This window comes from Algoriphagus antarcticus (genome assembly GCF_002150685.1).
Taxonomy (GTDB): Bacteria; Bacteroidota; Bacteroidia; order Cytophagales; family Cyclobacteriaceae; genus Algoriphagus; species Algoriphagus antarcticus.
Window position 1 is genome coordinate 154,101 of record NZ_MSSW01000009.1, and the last position, 21,337, is coordinate 175,437.

The following is a 21,337-nucleotide window of genomic DNA, read 5'->3' on the forward strand; positions in this document are numbered from 1 at the left end:
CCTTGCTTAACTTGATCGTAATTCCATGTGTTTACGAACTAACAACCCTACTCCTCCGAAGGGGTAAGGCTGTTTATTTATAGCAGTTAATCGAAACTTGAATTAATAGTTTTTTAGCACTAAGCTAAAACGTTTCAGAATAAGAAAATCGCATTTTAAAAAGTCAAGCATACTAACGCTTGGCCTGAACGTTGGACATATACTAATCTTTGCTCAATCTTTTTATCATTGCTTTCATCTCGCTGATTTCTCTTCTTTGAGCTTCAATTATGTCATTAGCCAGCTTTTTTACTTCAGGGTCTTGTATGTCTGCACGTTCACTTGTCAATATGGCAATAGAATGATGTGGGATCATAGCTTTCATCCAGAGCACATCTCCGATGGGTTCTTGCACACGGACAAGAAATAATGCACTAACAAATAAGAGAAAACTTCCAACAATGATTGCTATGTTTTTTTGTCTGTTTTTATACATCTTTTTCATGAAAAGAAACATAATTACAGCCATTGCCGAAATGCCTAAACAGGACATGTAAAAACGCGTCAGGCTGAAATATACATGGTCTATTTGGTAGGTATTCAAGTACATGGTAATGTACATCGCAACAAAAGACGAGGCCAACATAGAAACAAATGTGGTATACTGTTCTTTCATTTGGTTATTATTTTCAGTGTGTTCCATTTGAATGATTTTAAGGTTTAAGTTAAGTAAAAAACAAACTAGATTTATTCTAGCCTCTCGTCATTGGGTGGTTGCGCTAGGAAAACGGGGGAGACAAGGTCTGATGCGATTAGTTGAAGTCCCAAAGTATCAGCCATAGTTTGTGCTGTAACCGTAGTTTGAGTAGAATCCTCAGCGCGTGTCTTTGAAATAAAGGAAATGCAAAGCAGCAGCCCTGCAGCAGCATAAAACAGGTTGTTAATTTTCATAGTTATTTATTTTTTTATAAAAAACGAAACACAGACATTCATTCTAATTTACCCCTATAAAGGCTGTAACTAGGCCAAACAATTCTTCATAATAGGCAAGCAATGCCAGGTTTCAGATCGGTGATTACAATAATACTTGTTATTAAGCCTGCATAAGACTGCTCACTCTACCATCTTTTCAGGGTCGGCAATTATCAATTCTTCAATTACTATTCCACCTGATTTCTTTCCTGATCTGAGTAATTTTAAAAATCTTATGAGAATAAATCACCTGAATTTGAGGCTCATTCGCCAACCTGATTCTAAGGAAAATGCGAAATGCCCACAAAGAAACCATATAAATCTGATGCTGGTCGGCCTTTGAGCAGAAAAGGAAGTGGAAATGGCGGCGGGCTTTTATTTTTTTTCTTTCAAAGAAAGAAATGTATTCAAAAACTGATTTGATAAAAAAACTTGATTTATAGCTGTTTAGTCCTTAGAATTTTTAAAATCTGAACCCTTTACAATTTAATTCGTAAGTTTACACTGTTGAAAAAGACATTTTCCATAGCGTTTTCTCTCCTAATCCTCCTCAGCAATGTGGGATTGGCTAAGACTATACATCTCTGTATGGGTACAGCTATGGAGAGTGCAATTGGTTTTTCCACTTCCAATATAGAATGCGAAATGGCCAAAAAGAAGTCTGATTGTCATTCTAAAGCGGATTCGACTTCCCATGACGAGAAAGATTGTTGCGATGAGGAGTTTGAATTGCTCGTTTTAGACCAAGAGCTTCAGAAGTCAGCGCTCAGCCTTGATATTTCCACAGAATTCGTTGTTTCCTTGGTTTATACCTTCTTTGGGGTATCCATTTTTCCAACCGAGACCAACGAAAATTACACCGATTACCCTCCTCCAGTTCTAAGGCAAGACTTTCAAGTCCTTCATCAGTCCTTCTTAATTTAATCATTCCGGTAGCCCAATTCCTCTGAATTGGGAGAATAAGCTGTTGCCTGTTTAGGCAATTGATTCTTTCTATTTCTTTTACCGGATTCGATTATGCTAAATACAATTATCAAGTTTTTTCTTGAAAACAAACTAGTCACCGTACTCCTGCTCCTGCTGATCATTGCTTGGGGAGTTGTGACCGCCCCGTTCAACTGGGACACTGGATTTCTTCCAAGAGATCCTGTACCGGTGGATGCCATTCCTGATATTGGGGAAAATCAACAAATCGTATTCACGGAATGGATGGGGCGATCGCCTCAGGATGTGGAAGACCAAATCACTTATCCGCTTACTACTTCATTGTTGGGATTACCTGGCGTGAAAAGCGTCCGAAGTAGCTCTGCTTTTGGCTTTTCCAGTATCTACATCATTTTCGATGAGGATACAGAATTCTACTGGAGTCGCTCCAGAGTTTTAGAGAAACTCAACTCCCTACCTGCTGGACTATTACCTGATGACGTTCAGCCCAAGTTGGGACCGGATGCCACAGCTTTGGGTCAGGTATACTGGTACACTCTTGAAGGGCGAGATGCGGATGGTAATCCAGCCGGTGGCTGGGATCTTCACGAACTCAGAACTATTCAGGATTATTACGTCCGATATTCCCTGACCGCTGTCGAGGGAGTTTCTGAAGTCGCTTCGGTGGGTGGCTATGTGAAGGAATATCAGGTGGATGTAGATCCAACGGCGCTAAAAGCCTACGGTGTCACGCTGATGGATGTGATGCAGGCCGTCCGAAAAAGCAATCTCGATGTCAGCGCCAATACTATTGAAGTCAATAAAGTGGACTATTTCGTCCGAGGTTTGGGCTATGTAGAAGAACTTTCCGATTTGGATCAGGCTGTAGTAAAAGTCACTGATAATGTTCCGATTCGGATCAAGGATGTCGCCAAAGTTAATATTGGCCCCCAAGTCCGAAATATGGGTGGGATCTTGGATAAGTCTGGGTCCGAAGCTGTCGGTGGCGTAGTCATCGCCCGATATGGAGACAATCCATTGGCAGTCATTCAAGGTGTAAAAGCTGAAATCGAGAAGCTTTCCGAAGGCTTACCATCCAAAACGCTGGCTGATGGAAGGATCTCAAAAGTCACCATAGTTCCTTTTTACGATCGATCTGGGTTGATTTTCGAGACACTTGGAACACTCTACGAGGCTATTTCGCTTCAGATTTTGATCACGATTATCGTGATCGTGGTGATGGTCTCTAATCTGCGAGCCTCATTCCTGATTTCTGCACTACTGCCTTTGGCGGTACTGATGTGCTTCATTTTTATGAAATATTTCGGAGTAGATGCCAATATCGTAGCGCTATCAGGAATTGCCATAGCGATTGGGACCATGGTGGATTTGGGGATTATTCTCAATGAGAATGTGCTGCGCCATCTTGAAGATGCGCCCGAAGGTCAGTCCAAAATGAAGACGGTGTACTTGGCTACTACTGAAGTAGCCTCTGCCATTCTCACCGCAGTGAGTACGACGATCGTCAGCTTTCTCCCAGTATTTACGCTACAGGCAGCGGAAGGTAAGCTCTTTGGACCTTTGGCTTACACCAAATCCTTTGCACTGATTTCAGCATTGATTTTTACGCTTTTGATTATGCCGGCCTTTTCCCATTGGATTTTTTCCTTGAAAAGCGCTAGCAAACAAAGGGGGCTTTACCTAAATATCGCACTGATTGTTTTAGGACCAATCGTAGCTTTCACCATTTGGTCTTGGGCTGGTTGGGTCTTATTTGCTTTTGGAATTGCAAACTTACTAATCCACTATTATCCAGAGCGAGTTGGAAAATACCAAGATTACATCCGTGTTGGCATCACTGTAGTTGCCATTTCTTGGTTGCTGACGATCAAATGGCTTCCGCTTGGTGTCGCCAATAGCCTGTTGACAAATTTCATATTCATCGCTTTGATTATCGGTTTGGTATTGGGTACCTTCTCGATTTTTCTTCACTACTATCCGAGGATTCTCCTTTGGTGTCTGAATAATAAAGGCAAATTTCTAATCTTGCCTATCGTTATTTTTCTCTTGGGTATGAATGTCTGGTTGGGTTTCGACCGGGTTTTTGGGGTTTTCTCCAATACTGCCGACCGAGTCGGATGGAATCTTCGGGCAACGGGATTCTGGTCGAGCATGACCCACAGCTTTCCAGGCTTGGGAAAAGAATTTATGCCATCCTTGAATGAAGGTTCTTTTCTACTAATGCCTACCACTATGCCACATTCTGGTCTCACTGAGAATAAAGAAGTGCTTGCCCAATTGGATATGCTGGTGACGGCGATTCCTGAAGTGGATATGGTAGTGGGAAAGGCAGGCCGGGCAGAAACAGCCATCGACCCTGCGCCTATTTCAATGTTTGAGAATACGATCAACTACAAATCGGAATATGCAACGGATGCGGATGGAAATCGCCTTCGTTTTAAGACAAATGATGATGGATTTTATGAATTGCAGTCGGGAGAGTTTTACGATCCTAGCCTAGATACTCCAAGTAAAGTCAATCCTTCAACTATGATTCCCGACGAGGATGGTGAATACTTCCGTCAATGGCGAACTAAAATCAAGTCTCCTGATGACATCTGGAATGAAATTATAAGTGTCATCAATATTCCCGGAGTGACCTCCTCTCCAAAGCTTCAACCTATAGAGACTCGACTGGTGATGCTTCAAACTGGGATGCGTGCTCCAATGGGTATCAAAGTATATGGGCCTGATCTTCAAACCATCGAAGAGTTTGGAATGAAGCTGGAGCGATACCTCAAGGAAGTACCTTCCGTAAAGAAAGAAGCGGTCTTTGCAGATCGAATCGTAGGCAAACCTTACTTGGAATTAGACATCGACAGAGAACAAATCTCCCGCTATGGAATGAATGTAGTCGATGTGCAAGACTTTATTGAGACGGCGATTGGCGGTATGAAAGTCAGCACGACCGTCGAAGGTAGAGAGCGATTCCCAATCCGGGTTCGCTATGCTCGGGAATTCCGTGATGACCCAGCGGCCATCGAAAACATCCAAGTCCCTACTCCAATGGGCAATTATATTCCCTTGGGACAATTGGCAAATATCACCTATCGAGCTGGTCCGGATATGATTCGGGCAGAAAACAGCTTCTTGGTAGGCTATGTGCTTTTGGACAAAATGCCTGGTTTTGCAGAGGTAACGGTCGTCGAAGATGCGCAACGCTACCTAAAAAGTAAAATCGACTCAGGCGAATTGGTCGTTCCGGCTGGAATTCGATATGTGTTCTCGGGTTCCTACGAAAATCAGCTCCGAGCCGAGCAGCGCTTAGCGATTGTGGTTCCACTCTGTCTGATTGCGATTTTCTTGATTTTATACTTCCAATTCAAATCTGTATCCACCACCCTATTTGTATTCTCGGGCATTGCAATGGCCTTTTCCGGTGGATTCCTGATGCTTTGGTTTTATGGACAGGATTGGTTTCTGAACTTCTCCTTTTTCGGAACAGAGATGCGGGACTTATTTCAAATGAAAAGCTACAATCTCTCCGTGGCAGTTTGGGTGGGTTTTATCGCCTTGTTCGGAATAGCAACAGATGACGGAGTGGTAGTAGCCTCTTACCTCAAGCAAAGCTTTGCATCGAATAATCCACAGACAGTGACCGAAATTAGAGCCGCAGTTTTGGAGGCAGGAAGCAGGAGAATATTGCCTTGTCTGATGACCACTGCTACTACACTGCTGGCATTGATTCCGGTGCTTTCCTCCTCGGGAAGAGGTTCTGACATCATGATACCGATGGCGATTCCTTCTTTTGGAGGAATGACGATTGCCTTGATCACCTTATTCCTAGTCCCAGTTCTATATAGCTGGTGGGCTGAGCGAAAACTAAAAAATAAGAAACTATGAGACATTTAATTTCACTTCTTCTCTTATGTAGTCTTGTGCAGTTTGCTTCAGCACAAAGCTTGGATGAGTACTTGGTCAAGGCGGCGGAAAATAATCCCGAGCTAAAAGCCTACTACAACGAATACTTGGCCGCGTCGGAGATTGGCAATCAAGTCAGTCTTCCCGATCCTGAACTTCAGGTAGGTGTCTTCTTTCGACCCATGGAGCGATTTATGGGAAATCAGCAAGCAGATATTCGCCTAATGCAGATGTTTCCTTGGTTCGGTATGCTGAAAGCGCAAGAGTCCGAAGCTGATCAAATGGCTTTAGCGCGCTACCAGCTTTTCTTGGATGCCAAAAACAACCTGTTTTACCAATTCAAAACCTCTTGGTATGCATTGGCAGAATTGGAGCAGGAAATCCGAATCGCCGAAGAAAATCTCGAAATCCTTCGCAAATACGAGCGAATGGCATTGATCCGCTTCGAAAGTGCAGCGACTTCGTCTTCAAGCCCAAGCTCCACGCCTATGGCTTCTTCGCCAAGTGCTAGTTTTTCCACAGGTTCAGGTGGAGTGAATACCATGGGAAATCAAACTCAGGGCATGTTCAGTCAAGCGAAATCTTCCGCAATGGCTTCACCCGCGGCTATGGGATCCACTGGCCCGGGCATGACCGATGTGCTGAGAATTCGTCTTCAAATCAATACGTTGGAAAATGATCTGGAATTGCTGAACGCTAATAAGCTTCCGCTTCAGGTGGAATTAAATAAACTGATGAATTCCCCTAGGGAAGCTCAGATTTCTACTCCGGAACCTTTGATTTCATTTGCTATGAATCTGGAAAAACAGGCTATCCTAGATAGTATCACTACCAATAACCCCATGTTAGCGATGTACGATGCGGAGCTTTTGGCACTGGAATCTCAAAAGCGCATGGCCAAACTGGACGGAAGACCGATGTTTGGTGCCGGAGTGAATTATATGCCATTTCAGGCCAGAATTGAGGACGGCATGTCCATGGGTGGCAATGATATGATTATGCCCATGGTGACGATGACCTTGCCTATTTACAGAAAGAAAACCACTGCTAAAATCAAAGAAGCTGAACTCCGTCAGGAAGCGGTTCGGTTCAAGAAAGGAAATACGCTCAACCAACTGGAAATCGGTTGGTCAAAAGCAATTCGTGATTTGGAGGATGCTAATCGAAAAGTAGCACTATATGAGTCGCAGCTGGACTTGGCTAATCAAAACCTCAGCCTTCTGCTGACTGCTTACGCTACCAATGGGCAAGATTTCGAAGAAGTCCTCAGAGCCCAGCAACTGATACTGGACTATGAGTTTTCGAAGATCGGTGCCATCACCAGACAATATACTTCCCTAGCCATGCTGGACATGCTTTCAGCTACTGGGGTTCAACCTTATTCTAATTAATCACATGGAAACTAAAACTAGAAAGTTATACCTATTTGGTGGTTTATTGCTTATCCTCGGGATCACGATCGGCTGGCTGATCAGTCCTTCTGCACCTGAAACTGTCGATGCAGAACACAACCACGGCGTAGAAGCCTTGGCCGATCAAATCTGGACTTGCTCCATGCATCCACAAATAAAATTGAATGAACCGGGCGATTGTCCCATTTGTGGAATGGATTTGATTCCTGTCGCTACCGCGAAATCTTCTGGATCTACTAACCCGATGGTGCATGAGATGACAGCGGAGGCAATTGCCATGGCCAATGTTCAAACCTCCATCGTAGGTGGAATGAACAGCGATGGCGAAATCAGCCTGACTGGGAAAATTCAAGCTGATGAACGACAGAATGCTTCCGTTACGGCAAAATTTCCCGGTCGAATAGAAAAGCTATTTGTGAGTTTTACGGGAGAAAAGGTGAAAGTCGGTCAACGTCTTGCCTCGATCTATTCGCCTGAGTTGGTTACTGCTCAAAAAGAGCTTTTGGAAGCTGCGAAAACGAGGTCAGTTTTCCCCGAATTGTACCAAGCAGCTCGCGAAAAATTAAGGCTTTGGAAATTATCAGAGGCGCAAATTACAACTATCGAAAATACCGGAACGCCAAAGACTGAGTTTGAAGTCTTGGCCGAACATAGCGGTGTGGTGACTCAGCGAAATATTGCCGTAGGTGATTATGTAAACACAGGTACAGTTCTTTTCAACATTGTGGATCTGGATAAAATCTGGGTGATGCTGGATGCGTATGAATCGGATTTACCGATGGTAGCTGTGGGTAATCCGATTTCATTCACTGCTGCGGGGATTCCCGGTCAAACCTATCAAGCGAAAGTCACTTACATCGATCCGATTTTGAACCCGGCGACTCGAGCGGCATCGCTTCGCGCAGAACTGAATAATCCCGGAGGAAAGCTGCTGCCTGAGATGTTTGTCTCAGCAAAAGTGAAAACCAATTCGAAGTCTCAAAATGCGGGGATTGCGATCCCTCGTACGGCTTTACTTTGGTCGGGCAAGCGTTCCATAGTTTATGTCAAAGTCCCTAATTCCGAATATCCTGCTTATGAAATGCGGGAGATTACCATCGGTTCAAAAATAGGCGATATGTATGCTGTGGAGGCAGGTTTGGAGATTGGTGAAGAGATCGTGACCAATGGTGCTTTTGCAATTGATGCTGCTTCGCAATTGGCTGGAGGCTATAGTATGATGAATCGACCGGAAACAAAGACGATGGAAGTTTCTTCGGCTTTTCAATCCCAATTGACTCAACTGACCGAGGAGTATTTCAAGGTAAAGAACAGTTTGGTCAATGACGACGCACCGGCGACTCAGAAAGCCGCTGCTGCAATACAAACCAGTCTTTCAAAAGTGGATATGAATTTGGTCAAAGGCCCAGCTCATGAGCTATGGATGTCGATCCGAAGTGAGGTCGAAAAAGCTGCTGGAATGATGTCAAAAGAAACCGATATCGAAAAACAACGAACGCACTTTGCTCCGCTTTCCCAAGCTTTTCTGGATTTAACAGAGACTTTTGGACTTACTAAAGACAAGGTTTATAAGGAGTTTTGCCCGATGGCTTTTGACAATAAAGGAGCCTTTTGGCTAAGTGAATCAGAACAGATCCGCAACCCTTATTATGGGAAAGCAATGCTTACATGTGGTGAGGTGAAAGCGACTTATCTGAAAGGTCAGCCGGTGATGGATTTTACTGGCACCAATGCTGTACCTAGTTCGGGGGAGCATAGGCATTAGGCAGTGGGCAGGGGGCAGGGGGCAGTCGGCAGTGGGCAGTTTGCAGTAGGCAGTCTTCAGTGGGCAGTGGGCAGTTTGCAGTCGGCAGTTTGCAGTCGGCAGTCGGCAGTTTGCAGTGGGCAGTCGGCAGTTTGCAGTCGGCAGTTTGCAGTGGGCAGTGGGCAGTGGGCAGTGGGCAGTCTTCAGTCATCAGTGGGCAGTCTTCAGTGGGCAGTCATCAGTGGGCAGTGGGCAGTCTTCAGTGGGCAGTCATCAGTGGGCAGTGGGCAGTCTTCAGTGGGCAGTCGGCAGTCTTCAGTTTGCAGAAAGCAGTGGGCAGGCGGCAGTCCCGATTGCTTTCGGGATCAGTTTGCAGAAAGCAGTGGGCAGTTGGGAGAAAACGGACTTCAGGCATCGATCATCGGTCATCGGTCATGTAGCATCGGTCACCTAACATTGGGCACCGGGCATCGATCATCGGTCATTTAGCATCGGTCACCTAACATTGGGCACCGGGCATCGATCATCGGACATTTAGCATCGGTCACCTAACATCGGTCATCAAGCATCGGTCATTTAGCATCGGACATCGGTCATCTAGCATCGGTCATCCAGCACCTGACACAAAACATTAACTTAAACCAACCCAAACCATGAAAAACAAATCCTATCAAAAATTCGCATTGATGATGGCAGTTTCTTTTGTCATCATGTATGGCGTGATGTTTTTAAATGCTGACATTTTCGATCATGTCATGCTTAGCACGACCAGAACTTACATGACCATTTTGATGATCGCTCCTATGGCGATTTCGATGATGTTTTTTATGTGGGGAATGTATGAGAATAAGAAAGCCAATTACATCATCATCGCTTCGGCTTTGGTGATTTTCCTGGCCACCTTGACCATGCTTAGAAATCAAACTTTGATTGCTGATGTACAATGGATGAAAGCGATGATCCCACATCATTCCTCGGCGATTATGGTCAGTCAAAAAGCTCACTTACAAGATCCGGAAGCACAAAAGTTGGCTCAGGATATAATCGAAGCGCAGAAAAAAGAAATCGCTCAAATGGAAGCGATGATACAAAGATTACAGAATCAAGACTAAAAATCATGACCAATAAGACAGACAAATTCCTTAAAAATGTTGCGCTGCTTATATCGTTGTGCTTTGTACAAGCGATCGCAATAGCCGAACAGGTCCCGACCGATACCGCTGTTTACACACTTACTCTTAAGCAGGAAATGGTCTCCAAAACTGGAAAACCAGTTGCTGCAATGACAGTAAACGATGGTATTCCGGGTCCTACGCTCACTTTTCAGGAAGGCGGCTATGCAGTCATCTATGTCAAAAACGAGATGGACGTAGAGACCTCTGTGCACTGGCACGGGATCTTGCTTCCAAATTTCTTTGATGGGGTTCCCTACCTCACCACTCCTCCTATTATGCCGGGAGAGACTCAGAAATATGAATTTCCTTTGATTCAATCCGGTACCTATTGGTATCATTCGCACACGATGCTGCAAGAGCAAAGTGGAGTCTATGGATCTATAATAATTGAGCCCAAAGAAAAAACTTTGGAATACGATTCGGATCTGGTGATCCTGCTTTCCGACTGGACTGAACAGAAACCAATGAACGTCTTGCGAAATCTAAAGCGGGGAAATGAATGGTATAATATCAAAAAAGGAACGGCCACTCCATTAAGCATGGTGATTGGCAGAGGCGGGTTTGGAGCCCAGCTCAACTTCTGGAAGCAGCGGATGGAAGGAGCCGACATCGCTGATATTTATTACGATGCATTTTTAAATAATGGCCAGATCACCACCGAATATCCCGAATTTAAACCGGGAGATAAAGTTCGGGTTCGAATGATCAACGGTTCGGCTTCCTCTCAATTTTGGTTGACATTTGGAGGAAAAGATCCCCTTTTGGTTTCTGCAGATGGCTTGAATGTAGCCCCGATTTCCCGAAACAAAACTTTTATCGCCATAGCTGAGACCTACGATTTTATCGTGACCATTCCCCCAGCTGGAAAAATAGAAATCCGAGCCATGGCACAAGATGGTTCAGGAACAACCTCAGCGTTCCTTGGAAGTGGCAATGCCATCTTAGCACCAGTGTTACCACGTCCTGATAAGATCGGGATGATGATGAAAATGGCGGAAATGGATATGCGAATGGGCGCACCGGCTATGAAATTTAATCCTTCCGAGGAAAAACCACAGGAAATGATGGAAACCTGGGGCATGCAAATGGACGGCAAGATGAAAGGGATGAAAATGGATCATTCAGGAATGGGCCATTCCAAAATGAAAAAGGAACCAGAGACCAAGCCTGCAATGAAAATGTCCGATAAGGACAGTAGCATGATGCAGATGGATCACTCAGGCATGGACCACTCCAAAATGAAAAAGGAACCAGAGTCCAAGCCTGCAATGAAAATGTCCGATAAGGACAGTAGCATGATGCAGATGGATCACTCAGGCATGGACCACTCCAAAATGAAACCTAATGAATCCAAGGAAAAGACCATGTCGAACGATCAGAAGATGGGAATGAATGATTCGATGGGACAAATGCCAGGAATGGACATGTTTGCAGAATATAATTACGATTACTTGAAAGCCGTCGAGAAAACCGACTTCGATGAAGATATCCCGGTCAATGAAGTACTGCTTAATCTCACTGGAAATATGTGGCGATACATCTGGAGCATGAACGGTGTGCCTCTCTCCGAAGCTGATCAGATTAAAATCAAAGGTGGAGAAGTTACCCGAATCACCTTGAACAATCTCACCATGATGCACCACCCGATGCACTTGCACGGCCATTTTTTCCGAGTGATCAATGATAAAGGAGAATATTCCCCACTGAAACACACCGTCAATGTTCCCCCGATGCAAAAAATCACCATCGAGTTTGAAGGAACAGAATACGGTGACTGGTTTTTTCACTGCCATGTATTATATCACATGATGGGTGGTATGGCTCGGGTGTTCTCCTACGATACACCGAGAGATCCAAGATTAAAACCATTCCCATTGAATAAGTTGCTCCAAGAAGGAAATCATTTTTACAATTGGGGAACTGCCGAGGTCGCCTCCCACATGACTGAGATCAACATTATGTCCTCGAATATTCGGAATCAATTCAATCTGAATATGGAATATGGCTACAATCAGAATATGGAGGCAGAGTTTACTTATGAGCGATATTTGTATGATTATTTCAGGGTTTTTGCCGGAGTGAATGTGGAAAATGAAATCCCGGAAAGTCTGGATGAAATCAGCACCACCGCCATCGTTGGTATTCGCTTTCTGACTCCTTACCTCTTCAACCTTGATGTGAGACTGGATCACAAACTCAGACCGGAAATTAGAATTGATCGGGAAATCATGATTTTCCCACGCACCTCAATCTTCGGAGTATATGAATATCAAATGGATTTCGGCTTGACCAATACATTACCTGAAATTGGTGAAAATGCTGACTACAAGGGAGAAACCACCTGGTCTGCCGGGGTCAGTTACATCTTCACGAGAAATTTCTCCGTCATGGGTAGCTATGACAATCGCTTTGGAGCCGGTGGAGGATTGACGGTTCGGTTTTAATGGATAATTTTTCACAAATCAATAAACCTTAGTATGGATCATGACTCCTCTTACCATCAACATGTATATAATTCTTAATTAGATGACAGCAATGATCTCGCACCAATCTTCTACAATTAAGTTCAGTCAAAAAGCTCCTTTCAACGACTCCGAACCAATCGAACTGGCGATAGATGAAATTGAAACACCTAAAAAAAAATAGATTAGATGGAGGCGATTTTCAAAAGATTAGAAATCCCGTCAAACCCAAATAATTATGGATACAAGTAATGATAAGGATTATAATGCCGGAAGTCTCTCACTAACTGATACGATCTCATTAGGAACCGGAGTTATGATCGGTGCAGGTATTTTTGCACTATTGGGACAAGTAGCCGAGCTATCCGGTACATGGTTTCCTTATATCTTTTTATTGGGCGCAATTATTTCTGGATTTAGTGCGTATTCCTACATAAAAGTTTCCAATACCTATCCATCAGCGGGTGGTATTGCGATGATACTGAAGAAAGCATATGGCAAAACCACGATAACAGCTTTTGCATCATTGTTGATGGCCTTATCTATGATCATCAGTGAAAGTTTGGTCGCTCGAACTTTTGGCACCTATACGATGCAGCTATTTGCTGCCGATAGTCCAGACTTTTGGGTTCCCGTACTCGGGGTATTGTTATTAATTGTTGCCTTTGTCGTTAACATATCGGGCAATAAGCTTTTGGGAAAATCTTCTCAAGTCATGGCCTTTCTTAAAATTATGGGGATTGTGGTTTTTGCAGTTGCAGGATTGTGGGCAGCGGGCTTTTCTTACGAAGACTTGATACCTGCACCTGCCGAAAATTCAGAATATTCTGCAAGCAGTTACATTGGCGCGCTGGCACTTTCCATTTTAGCCTATAAAGGCTTTACTACCATCACCAACAGTGGAGGCGAAGTCGTGAATCCGAAGAAAAATGTTGGTAAAGCAATAATTTGGTCTTTGCTAATCTGCACGGTTGTTTACTTTTTGGTAGCCATTGCGGTTAATTCAAGTCTTTCAGTAACAGAAATTATAGCTGCAAAAGACTATTCGCTCGCTGAAGCAGCAAAGCCTGCCTTTGGGGATTATGGATTATATTTCACCGTCGGGATTGCGCTAATTGCTACGGTTTCAGGTGTAATTGCAAGTGTTTTTGCAGTTTCCCGGATGACAGCCATGCTCACGGATATGGACCTTATACCTCACAGTCATTTAGGTATGTCAGGCAGTATTCAAAAACACATGTTAGTGTACGTGGTCAGTATTGCCATAGTCTTGACCATCTTCTTCGATCTTTCAAGAATAGCTTCTTTGGGGGCTATATTCTACTTGGTAATGGATATGATTATTCATTGGGGAGTTTTTAAGTATTTGAGAAAAGAAGTTAAAGCAAATGGCATCATTGTGATCACAGCCCTTTTATTGGACTTTGTCGTGCTTGTAGCTTTTTTATGGATAAAGGCAAAATCAGACCTATTGGTACTCATAGTAGCAGGAGTCGTGATGATTCTTGTTTTCGCAGGAGAAAAATGGTTTTTAGCAAGAGATAACTAGTGAACTTAACTTAAAGTAATCATGGAACATCATAACATTGATCATAAGGACCATAATCAAGATAAGGGACATCATAACCACAGCGATCAAAAGAGTCATCATGAGTCTCATGCGCATCATCATGAACACATGATTGCCGATTTTAAGAAACGGTTCTGGGTTTCATTAGTCATTACCCTTCCTATTGTAGTGCTAGCCCCGATGATTCAAGACCTGTTGGGCTATGAACTTCGCTTTAATGGTGATAGGTACTTTCAGTTTGCACTTTCTTCCGTCATCTTCTTTTATGGCGGTTGGCCATTTCTAAAAGGATTGGTAGATGAATTGAAAAAGAAAGCTCCTGCCATGATGACTTTAATTGCATTAGCGATATCAGTCGCCTATTTCTACAGTTCGGCAGTGGTCTTTGGACTCGGAGGTAAGATCTTCTTTTGGGAACTGGCCAGCTTAATAGTCATTATGCTATTAGGGCATTGGATAGAGATGAAGTCTGTGATGGGAGCTTCCAACGCTTTACAGGAACTGGCCAAAATGATGCCTTCCACAGCTCGAAGAATCAAAGAAAATGGGGATCATGAAGACGTACCTATTACTGATCTGAAGAGCGACGACATCATTCTGGTGAGGCCGGGAGAGAAAGTCCCTGCCGATGGTACTGTGATCGAAGGTGAAAGCCATGTCAATGAATCCATGCTTACCGGTGAATCAAAACCTGCATCTAAGCATAAAGATGACCAAGTAATCGGTGGTTCAATCAATGACAATGGCACCTTAAAAATCAAGGTAAAGCACATTGGAGAAGATTCTTACTTGTCCAAAGTGATTGCGATGGTTAAAGAAGCTCAGGAAACCAAATCAAAAACCCAAAATCTGGCAGATAAGGCAGCTGCATGGTTATTCTATATTGCCTTGGGAGCAGGTATTACAACCCTAGTGGTTTGGTTGAGCTTGGGTAAAGATTTTGAATATGCTTTGGAGCGAATGGTCACAGTCATGATCATTTCTTGTCCTCATGCATTGGGACTAGCAGTTCCTCTGGTTGTCGCAATTTCCACATCCGTTTCAGCAAAAAATGGATTGTTGATTCGAAATAGAACTGCCTTTGAAAATGCACGAAAAATCACAGCTATCATTTTTGACAAGACAGGCACATTAACCAAAGGTGATTTTGGTGTTGCCCGTTTCAAAAGCGTTTCTGAATCTCTTTCAGATAATGAATTATTGCAAATTGCCGCTTCCATTGAAAACAGTTCCGAACATCCGATTGCAGCAGGAATCGTTAAAAAGGCAAAATCAGAAAATTTAACCTTAGATGAACCCCAAAACTTTCAAAACATCACCGGAAAAGGCATAAAGGCCACCTTAAAAGGTAAAGAGATTAAAATTGTAAGTCCTGGTATGTTAAAAGAAGAAGAAATAGAGTCTCCTAAAGAAGCATTCAAAACAGATGACGAAACAGTTGTATTTGTGCTATCTGAAGGAAAGCTCATCGGATATATAGCTCTTGCCGACGAAATCAGGAAAGAGTCGGCAGAAGCCATACAAACTCTGAAAAAGCAGGGGATTAAAGTCCTGATGGCTACCGGAGACAATGAACAGGTCGGAAAAGCGGTAAGTGATACACTTGAGTTGGATGGCTATTTCGCTGAAGTATTACCCGAAGACAAACAGAAGATCATCAAAGATCTCCAAGCAAAAGGTGAATTCGTGGCGATGACGGGCGATGGCGTCAATGATGCACCTGCTCTTGCTCAGGCCGATGTAGGAATTGCCGTAGGTTCGGGAACAGATGTAGCCGCGGAAACAGCTGATATCGTGTTGGTCAATAGCAATCCAAAAGATATTGCAAAGCTTATCCTGTTTGGTACAGCTACCTATAAAAAGATGATGCAGAACCTATGGTGGGCAGCAGGCTACAATATTGTGGCTGTTCCCTTGGCAGCAGGTGTTTTAGCAGGTGTTGGCATTATTCTAAGTCCAGCAATTGGTGCTGTTCTTATGAGCCTAAGTACTGTCATTGTGGCCCTAAATGCTCAATTGTTAAAAAGACAAATCAAGAATTAAAATGATAAATCAATTTGTAAAACATGATTCAATATTCCATTTCTTTATGAGAAAGTGCCTCTTATCACTCAGTATCCTGGCAGCTGTAGCCTGCTCATCCGAAAAGTCCAGTGACCATGAAGGTCATGACATGGATCAAATGGAATCAGAATCCCATGAAATGCATGAAGAAAAACCCGCCGAAGCTCCAAAAAGCCCTAGAACATCGGCCATGGCAATGACAGGTGGCAACCATATTCATATTGATTACAGTGCCCCAAGTGCAAGAGGCAGACAGATTTTCGGAGGGCTAGTTGCTCACGATGAAGTTTGGGTAACTGGTGCTCACAAGGCAACTTCGATCCAGTTCGACCAACCTGTGACCATTAGCGGTAAACGCATAAAAGCTGGAAAATATGGTTTCTTTACCATTCCTGGTGAAAGTGAGTGGACAGTAATCCTCAATCAAGTTTGGGACATGCATCTCGCAGACGATTATGATCAAAGCAAAGACTTCTTTCGCTTTATGGTAAAACCGAACCAGTTGTCAGAAACGGTAGAAGCTTTAACTTTCGAAGTAAAAGAAAAAGATGCCAAAACAACCACTATAGCTTTTTCATGGGATAAAACGAAGATATCCTTTGACGTAGTCAATGCCGAAAAATGAGGAAGAATAATCAATACTACGCCCGGAGAATCCATCGATTTCTAGGCGTTTTTATAGGGATTCAATTCATATTTTGGACAATTAGTGGCCTGTACTTTAGCTGGACAGATATCGATGAAATCCACGGGGATCATTTCCGTACTGATCATATGATGCATGAGAATGCAGGTGAATTGATTGATCTCAATAAGCTGGATTCTACGCTCATGATAGCTACGCTCGAGCTCAGGTTTGTCAACCACAAACCCTACTACTGGGTGAATGAAAGTAAATTATTCGATGCTCAAACTGGTAGTCTGCATCCTGAGATTTCTGAAGTAGAAGCCAAGGATATCGCCCAAATTTATATCAAAGACGATCTCCAAATCAGTAAAATGGAATACTTGACTGAAACCGGGGCTCACCATGAATACAGGGGAACTGCCCTTCCCGCTTGGGCTGTTCATTTTGATCATCCTGAAAATCTCGTAGCCTATGTCGATGCCAAGAGCGGGCAATTCACCAAAGTCAGACATAGAGCCTGGCGCTGGTTTGATTTCCTATGGATGTTTCACACCATGGATTATGCAGGAAGGGACAATTTCAATAACCTTTTACTACGCATATTTTCCCTGGCAGGATTAGCAGCAGTAGCCTCAGGATTTACCCTATTCTTTATGTCAAGAAAGAAAAATATAAAAACGAAAAAATAAATACTTATCAAAAATGAAAAATCTAAGAACACCTTTTGCCCTTTCCCTAGTAGTTGCTCTTTCCCTTGCTTGCTCTAGCAAATCAACTGAAGATCACTCCCAAATGGAAAATGCGGATAATCATGAAATGCATGAAGCTACAGACAATGAATCAATTACTGAATCGTCTAAAACAATTGTTTTCAAAGAAGAATCAACCACACAGATTTTCAATGCATATTTAGCTTTGAAGGACGCATTGGTGGAAACTGATGGCACAAAAGCAAATGAGGAAGCTAAGAAGTTGGAATCTCTGCTAGCCAATGAAAAATATAATTCAATAAAAGTAGATGTGCAGAAGATCTCAGAAAGCACAGATCCTACGATTCAGAGAGAATCATTTGTCAGTCTTTCTGAACAAATGACAGAGCTTGCCTAAAACAGTGAGCTGACTTCAGGGACCTTGTTTCTACAACGTTGCCCGATGGCGAATGACAATAAAGGCGCAAATTGGTTGAGTCTATCGGAAGAAATCAGAAATCCCTATTTCGGAGATAAAATGCTGAAATGTGGATCTGTGACTGAGAAGATTTAATATTAAAAACCACGAAGTAGGGGCGAAAAATCTTTCGCTCCTACCCTTTTTTATGGATAAAAGAATAGTCAATGAGCTATTTTCAAATTCAATGATCAAGGAGCCAACTCTTCCCTTCACGCTTTCTTTGTGTGCTGTGTGGGTATATAAAAATACTCAATCCGAAACCGTAAACCTCACACCCAGGAATCCCCTAGCACCCTGATTTGGGGCATAGACATAAGTCGGATCAAACGTCAACCCATTTGGATTGCCTGGCGTAGGAATCACTGAACCGTCAGTGGCAAACACTACATTTTTATCAAATGGGTCAAAGGATCTAGCGATAGAATTTGCCGCAGGCGTGAAATTCAGTAGATTTTTCACGCCTCCAAAAACTTCCCATTTCTCCCCCAGCTTCTTTGTCAGCTGTATATTCTGAATGCTAAACCACGGCGAATAAGCAGGTCTGTCGTCCAATGTGCCGAGTAGCGGTAAACGCATCGGGCTATAGACATTCCCTGTGTAATCCACCGTCAAACCCAAGCGGAAAAAGTCATAGCCTACAGACCAAACTCCTGAAAACTTCTCTGTGAGCAACTGGCGGGTTTTGATTCCCTCCTCTTCTATACTCACATCCATGAGTGTTCCACCAGCGGTTATATTCAAACCATTTGGCCAGGCTATATCAAGATTTAGAGAAACTCCCTTCGAAACTGCTGAGCCATCCAGATTGGAATAAATGATCTGATTTGGATTTGTCTCATAGTCTGGAATAATCCGGTTGGTGAAATAGGTGTAAAATACTGAGCCATCCAGCCCGATAAAAGTCCCCTTATCGGTATAAATTTTCTTCACCAAATTGGTGTTTACATTCCAGCTTTGCTCTGGTTTCAACTCCTCAGTAAAGATGACTTCCCTAGCGCCAGTCAACGCCGCGTGATCTTCTGTAAAAACATTGGCTACACGAAAGCCATTTCCTGCCGAGAGCCTAAAAACCGTACTCTTGTCAGCTGAAGACAATTTGTAATTCACACGCGGTGAAAAAATCGAACCATGGATGGAATTGTAATCGTATCGCACACCTAGCAGCAGACTCTGATTGGTTGTGAATTTGATTTCGTCTTGAAGAAAAGCTCCTGGCAAATGAATGACTGAGGGTGCATTTTTATCCGAACCTAGCTCTGATGTAGCTGAGGTATTGTCATCATAAAAAGTATATCTATATGCCAAACCAAATAGTAAACCATGTTTTTGTGCAGTTTTTGCCCAAGTCAATTGACCAAAACCAATGTATTGATCAGCCTTGTAAATGGTCGTTCCATAAACTGAATTTTGATTGTGACCATTCACAGAAAACTGGAAATTCATTGCTTCGGAAGTCGGTAGCTGCCAGGTGCCAAAAGTCTCCCATCTACTCGTGTAGATACTCTCTCCATACACCTCATCACCGCCACGATCCGCACTCGTCCAGTTCATTTCACCTCCCCATCGATCTTCATAGACATATCTTCCAGCCATGGTGAAAAGTCTGTTTTCTGGCCGCTGAACATTGATTTTCTGAAAAAATGAAATTCGCTTCGAAAGCGTTACATCCGTAAAACCATCGCCGTTATTGTCAATAGGATTATCGTAATAAAAAGCATTTACACCAGTAAGTGATTGAATATTCTTGCCCCAATTCGAGCGTAAACCCAAGTCCAAGTTCAATTCTCCCCAGCCAGTTGCAAAGAAATCTGATGATACCAATGGCGCAGACTCAGGTTTTTTTGTAATCACATTAATCAAACCACCAACAGCCTCCGATCCATACAGTGTAGATGCTGGACCTTTCACCACTTCCACTCTATCGATCAGCGCCTGAGGAATTCCTGTCAAACCATAAACCGTAGCCAAACCACTCACAATTGGCATTCCGTCTATCAGCACCATGGTGTAAGGCCCTTCCAAACCGTTGATATGAATGTCGCCCGTGTTGCAGACATTGCAATTGATCTGAGGCCGAACGCCATTCACATTTTGCAAAGATTCAAAGATAGAAGGTGTAGGATTAGCTCGAAAAAAGTTGGCTGAATAAACCTCAACTGGTACAGGACTATCTAATTTGGAAACTTCCTGCATCGTCCCACTGACCACAACTTCATCCAAACCTCCATCCATTTCCTTGAGTGTGAAAACCAACTCTGCTGAATTCTCACTTGGTACTTTCACTACCTGCTGAGCTGTTTGAAACCCCACCATGGAAGCCTGCACGGTAAAAGTACCTGTTTCAGCAATTGTGATAGAAAATACACCAGTCTCATCTGTTACAGCTCCATTTGACAAGCCTTTCACATATACATTGGCAAATTCCACGGGTTCTTCCTGAAAAATAACCTTGCCCTTGAGTAAATAATTTTGTCCAAGGGCATCCAGTGAAAGGAGGGAAAAGAACAGTAAAAGGATGTAATTATATGTCATAAACTAAGTGTAGATGCAAAATTAGATACGACAAATCTACATTGTTAGATTATTCTAACAAAATTGTTTTTAAAAATAATTCAACATATTTGAATATTAAATCTATAGGATATGGCATCGCAGACAGAAGAGAACTACCTGAAATCACTTTTTAATCTGGCAAATGATAAGAACGAGGTCAATATCTCCGAGCTGGCTGCACAGATGCAAGTCAGCATGCCGACTGTTAATAGCATGGTGAAAACACTTCAGAAAAATGACTGGTTGATTTATGAAAAATATAAGCCAGTCATACTTACCCCTCAAGGCAAAAAAGAAGCTGCTCTGATCATCCGAAAGCATAGACTGACGGAGATGTTTTTAGTAAATAAGATGGGCTTTGGCTGGGAGGAAGTGCACGAGATCGCCGAGCAGGTAGAGCATATTCATGCACCAAAATTCTTCGAGCGTATGGATGAAATGATGGGTTTTCCCACCATTGATCCACATGGCTCTCCTATTCCTGACAAGCAAGGGCGCATCCAAGAGATCAATTACCTCAGTTTATCGGACTGCAAAGCTGGACAAACCGTCATACTTGCTGCACTAACCAACTCATCGACAGAATTTCTGGAATTCCTTAACGGAAGAAATCTTAGCCTCGGTACAGAGTTAAAAATACGATCCAAAGAAGCCTATGATCAAAGCATAGTCGTCACTTACCCTGATCATTCCAGCGAGACTCTAAGTGAAAAAGTTTGTGAGAAGCTGCTCGTGAAGGTGGTGGAGTAAGCTTTTAATAGCT

The 21,337-nt window shown here is 43.1% G+C and carries 16 protein-coding genes; 13 read left to right on the forward strand and 3 right to left on the reverse strand.

Features of this window, described 5'->3' with window-relative positions; all coding sequences use genetic code 11:
• Positions 1-202: 202 nt before the first annotated feature.
• Both BVH04_RS05930 and BVH04_RS05935 read right to left on the reverse strand, forming a co-directional pair.
• Positions 203-682, reverse strand: coding sequence for a DUF305 domain-containing protein (locus tag BVH04_RS05930; protein ID WP_086540441.1), 480 nt, complete (start codon positions 680-682; stop codon positions 203-205).
• Between the two features lie 44 nt (positions 683-726).
• Positions 727-930: a hypothetical protein gene (locus tag BVH04_RS05935; RefSeq protein WP_086540443.1), complete on the reverse strand. Its 204-nt coding sequence runs from the start codon at positions 928-930 to the stop codon at positions 727-729.
• Between the two features lie 528 nt (positions 931-1,458).
• Between BVH04_RS05935 and BVH04_RS05940 the strand changes: the two genes are divergently transcribed.
• From BVH04_RS05940 to BVH04_RS05995, 12 genes are all read left to right on the forward strand, one after another.
• Positions 1,459-1,875 carry an HYC_CC_PP family protein gene (locus tag BVH04_RS05940; RefSeq protein WP_140160532.1) on the forward strand — a complete coding sequence of 139 codons (417 nt, stop codon included), beginning with the start codon at positions 1,459-1,461 and terminating at the stop codon, positions 1,873-1,875.
• A gap of 93 nt (positions 1,876-1,968) precedes the next feature.
• Positions 1,969-5,778 carry an efflux RND transporter permease subunit gene (locus BVH04_RS05945; RefSeq protein WP_086540447.1) on the forward strand — a complete coding sequence of 1,270 codons (3,810 nt, stop codon included), beginning with the start codon at positions 1,969-1,971 and terminating at the stop codon, positions 5,776-5,778.
• On the forward strand, positions 5,775-7,187 hold the full coding sequence (locus BVH04_RS05950) for a TolC family protein (RefSeq protein WP_086540448.1): 1,413 nt from the start codon (positions 5,775-5,777) through the stop codon (positions 7,185-7,187). The genes BVH04_RS05945 and BVH04_RS05950 overlap by 4 nt, the downstream gene beginning before the upstream one ends.
• Before the next feature lie 4 nt (positions 7,188-7,191).
• Positions 7,192-8,973 (forward strand): efflux RND transporter periplasmic adaptor subunit, encoded by a 1,782-nt coding sequence (locus tag BVH04_RS05955; RefSeq protein WP_086540450.1) that lies wholly within the window; start codon positions 7,192-7,194, stop codon positions 8,971-8,973.
• A gap of 3 nt (positions 8,974-8,976) precedes the next feature.
• Positions 8,977-9,441 (forward strand): hypothetical protein, encoded by a 465-nt coding sequence (locus BVH04_RS25060; RefSeq protein ID WP_140160533.1) that lies wholly within the window; start codon positions 8,977-8,979, stop codon positions 9,439-9,441.
• 164 nt (positions 9,442-9,605) lie between these two features.
• Positions 9,606-10,064, forward strand: coding sequence for a DUF305 domain-containing protein (locus tag BVH04_RS05965; protein ID WP_086540451.1), 459 nt, complete (start codon positions 9,606-9,608; stop codon positions 10,062-10,064).
• 5 nt (positions 10,065-10,069) lie between these two features.
• Positions 10,070-12,571, forward strand: coding sequence for a multicopper oxidase domain-containing protein (locus BVH04_RS05970; RefSeq protein ID WP_086540452.1), 2,502 nt, complete (start codon positions 10,070-10,072; stop codon positions 12,569-12,571).
• A 256-nt stretch (positions 12,572-12,827) separates the two neighbouring features.
• Positions 12,828-14,138: an APC family permease gene (locus tag BVH04_RS05975; protein WP_086540453.1), complete on the forward strand. Its 1,311-nt coding sequence runs from the start codon at positions 12,828-12,830 to the stop codon at positions 14,136-14,138.
• Between the two features lie 21 nt (positions 14,139-14,159).
• Entirely contained in the window at positions 14,160-16,202 is a 2,043-nt protein-coding gene (locus BVH04_RS05980; protein ID WP_086540454.1) for a copper-translocating P-type ATPase, read from the forward strand.
• 46 nt (positions 16,203-16,248) lie between these two features.
• Positions 16,249-16,848 carry a DUF2911 domain-containing protein gene (locus BVH04_RS05985; RefSeq protein ID WP_169714366.1) on the forward strand — a complete coding sequence of 200 codons (600 nt, stop codon included), beginning with the start codon at positions 16,249-16,251 and terminating at the stop codon, positions 16,846-16,848.
• Complete coding sequence (locus tag BVH04_RS05990; RefSeq protein WP_086540455.1) at positions 16,845-17,540, forward strand: PepSY domain-containing protein; 696 nt, start codon at positions 16,845-16,847, stop codon at positions 17,538-17,540. The genes BVH04_RS05985 and BVH04_RS05990 overlap by 4 nt, the downstream gene beginning before the upstream one ends.
• A 13-nt stretch (positions 17,541-17,553) precedes the next feature.
• Positions 17,554-17,958, forward strand: a complete 405-nt coding sequence (locus BVH04_RS05995; protein ID WP_086540456.1) for a DUF3347 domain-containing protein — start codon at positions 17,554-17,556, stop codon at positions 17,956-17,958.
• A 312-nt stretch (positions 17,959-18,270) separates the two neighbouring features.
• On the opposite strand, the gene BVH04_RS06005 is transcribed toward BVH04_RS05995, so the two are convergent.
• Positions 18,271-20,553 carry a TonB-dependent receptor gene (locus tag BVH04_RS06005; RefSeq protein WP_086540458.1) on the reverse strand — a complete coding sequence of 761 codons (2,283 nt, stop codon included), beginning with the start codon at positions 20,551-20,553 and terminating at the stop codon, positions 18,271-18,273.
• Between the two features lie 111 nt (positions 20,554-20,664).
• Here BVH04_RS06005 and BVH04_RS06010 point away from each other — a divergent pair, with 111 nt between their 5' ends.
• On the forward strand, positions 20,665-21,324 hold the full coding sequence (locus BVH04_RS06010; protein WP_086540459.1) for a metal-dependent transcriptional regulator: 660 nt from the start codon (positions 20,665-20,667) through the stop codon (positions 21,322-21,324).
• Positions 21,325-21,337: the final 13 nt, after the last annotated feature.

Excerpts from the sequence above, each read along its gene's own strand:
- BVH04_RS05965 (WP_086540451.1), top strand. The coding sequence starts at position 9,606 with ATGAAAAACAAATCCTATCAAAAATTCGCATTGATGATGGCAGTTTCT.
- BVH04_RS06010 (WP_086540459.1), top strand. The coding sequence starts at position 20,665 with ATGGCATCGCAGACAGAAGAGAACTACCTGAAATCACTTTTTAATCTG.
- BVH04_RS05990 (WP_086540455.1), top strand. The coding sequence starts at position 16,845 with ATGAGGAAGAATAATCAATACTACGCCCGGAGAATCCATCGATTTCTA.
- BVH04_RS05980 (WP_086540454.1), top strand. The coding sequence starts at position 14,160 with ATGGAACATCATAACATTGATCATAAGGACCATAATCAAGATAAGGGA.
- BVH04_RS05975 (WP_086540453.1), top strand. The coding sequence starts at position 12,828 with ATGGATACAAGTAATGATAAGGATTATAATGCCGGAAGTCTCTCACTA.
- BVH04_RS05995 (WP_086540456.1), top strand. The coding sequence starts at position 17,554 with ATGAAAAATCTAAGAACACCTTTTGCCCTTTCCCTAGTAGTTGCTCTT.
- BVH04_RS05970 (WP_086540452.1), top strand. The coding sequence starts at position 10,070 with ATGACCAATAAGACAGACAAATTCCTTAAAAATGTTGCGCTGCTTATA.
- BVH04_RS05955 (WP_086540450.1), top strand. The coding sequence starts at position 7,192 with ATGGAAACTAAAACTAGAAAGTTATACCTATTTGGTGGTTTATTGCTT.
- BVH04_RS05985 (WP_169714366.1), top strand. The coding sequence starts at position 16,249 with ATGAGAAAGTGCCTCTTATCACTCAGTATCCTGGCAGCTGTAGCCTGC.
- BVH04_RS05930 (WP_086540441.1), bottom strand. The coding sequence starts at position 682 with ATGGAACACACTGAAAATAATAACCAAATGAAAGAACAGTATACCACA.
- BVH04_RS05945 (WP_086540447.1), top strand. The coding sequence starts at position 1,969 with ATGCTAAATACAATTATCAAGTTTTTTCTTGAAAACAAACTAGTCACC.
- BVH04_RS05935 (WP_086540443.1), bottom strand. The coding sequence starts at position 930 with ATGAAAATTAACAACCTGTTTTATGCTGCTGCAGGGCTGCTGCTTTGC.
- BVH04_RS05950 (WP_086540448.1), top strand. The coding sequence starts at position 5,775 with ATGAGACATTTAATTTCACTTCTTCTCTTATGTAGTCTTGTGCAGTTT.
- BVH04_RS06005 (WP_086540458.1), bottom strand. The coding sequence starts at position 20,553 with ATGACATATAATTACATCCTTTTACTGTTCTTTTCCCTCCTTTCACTG.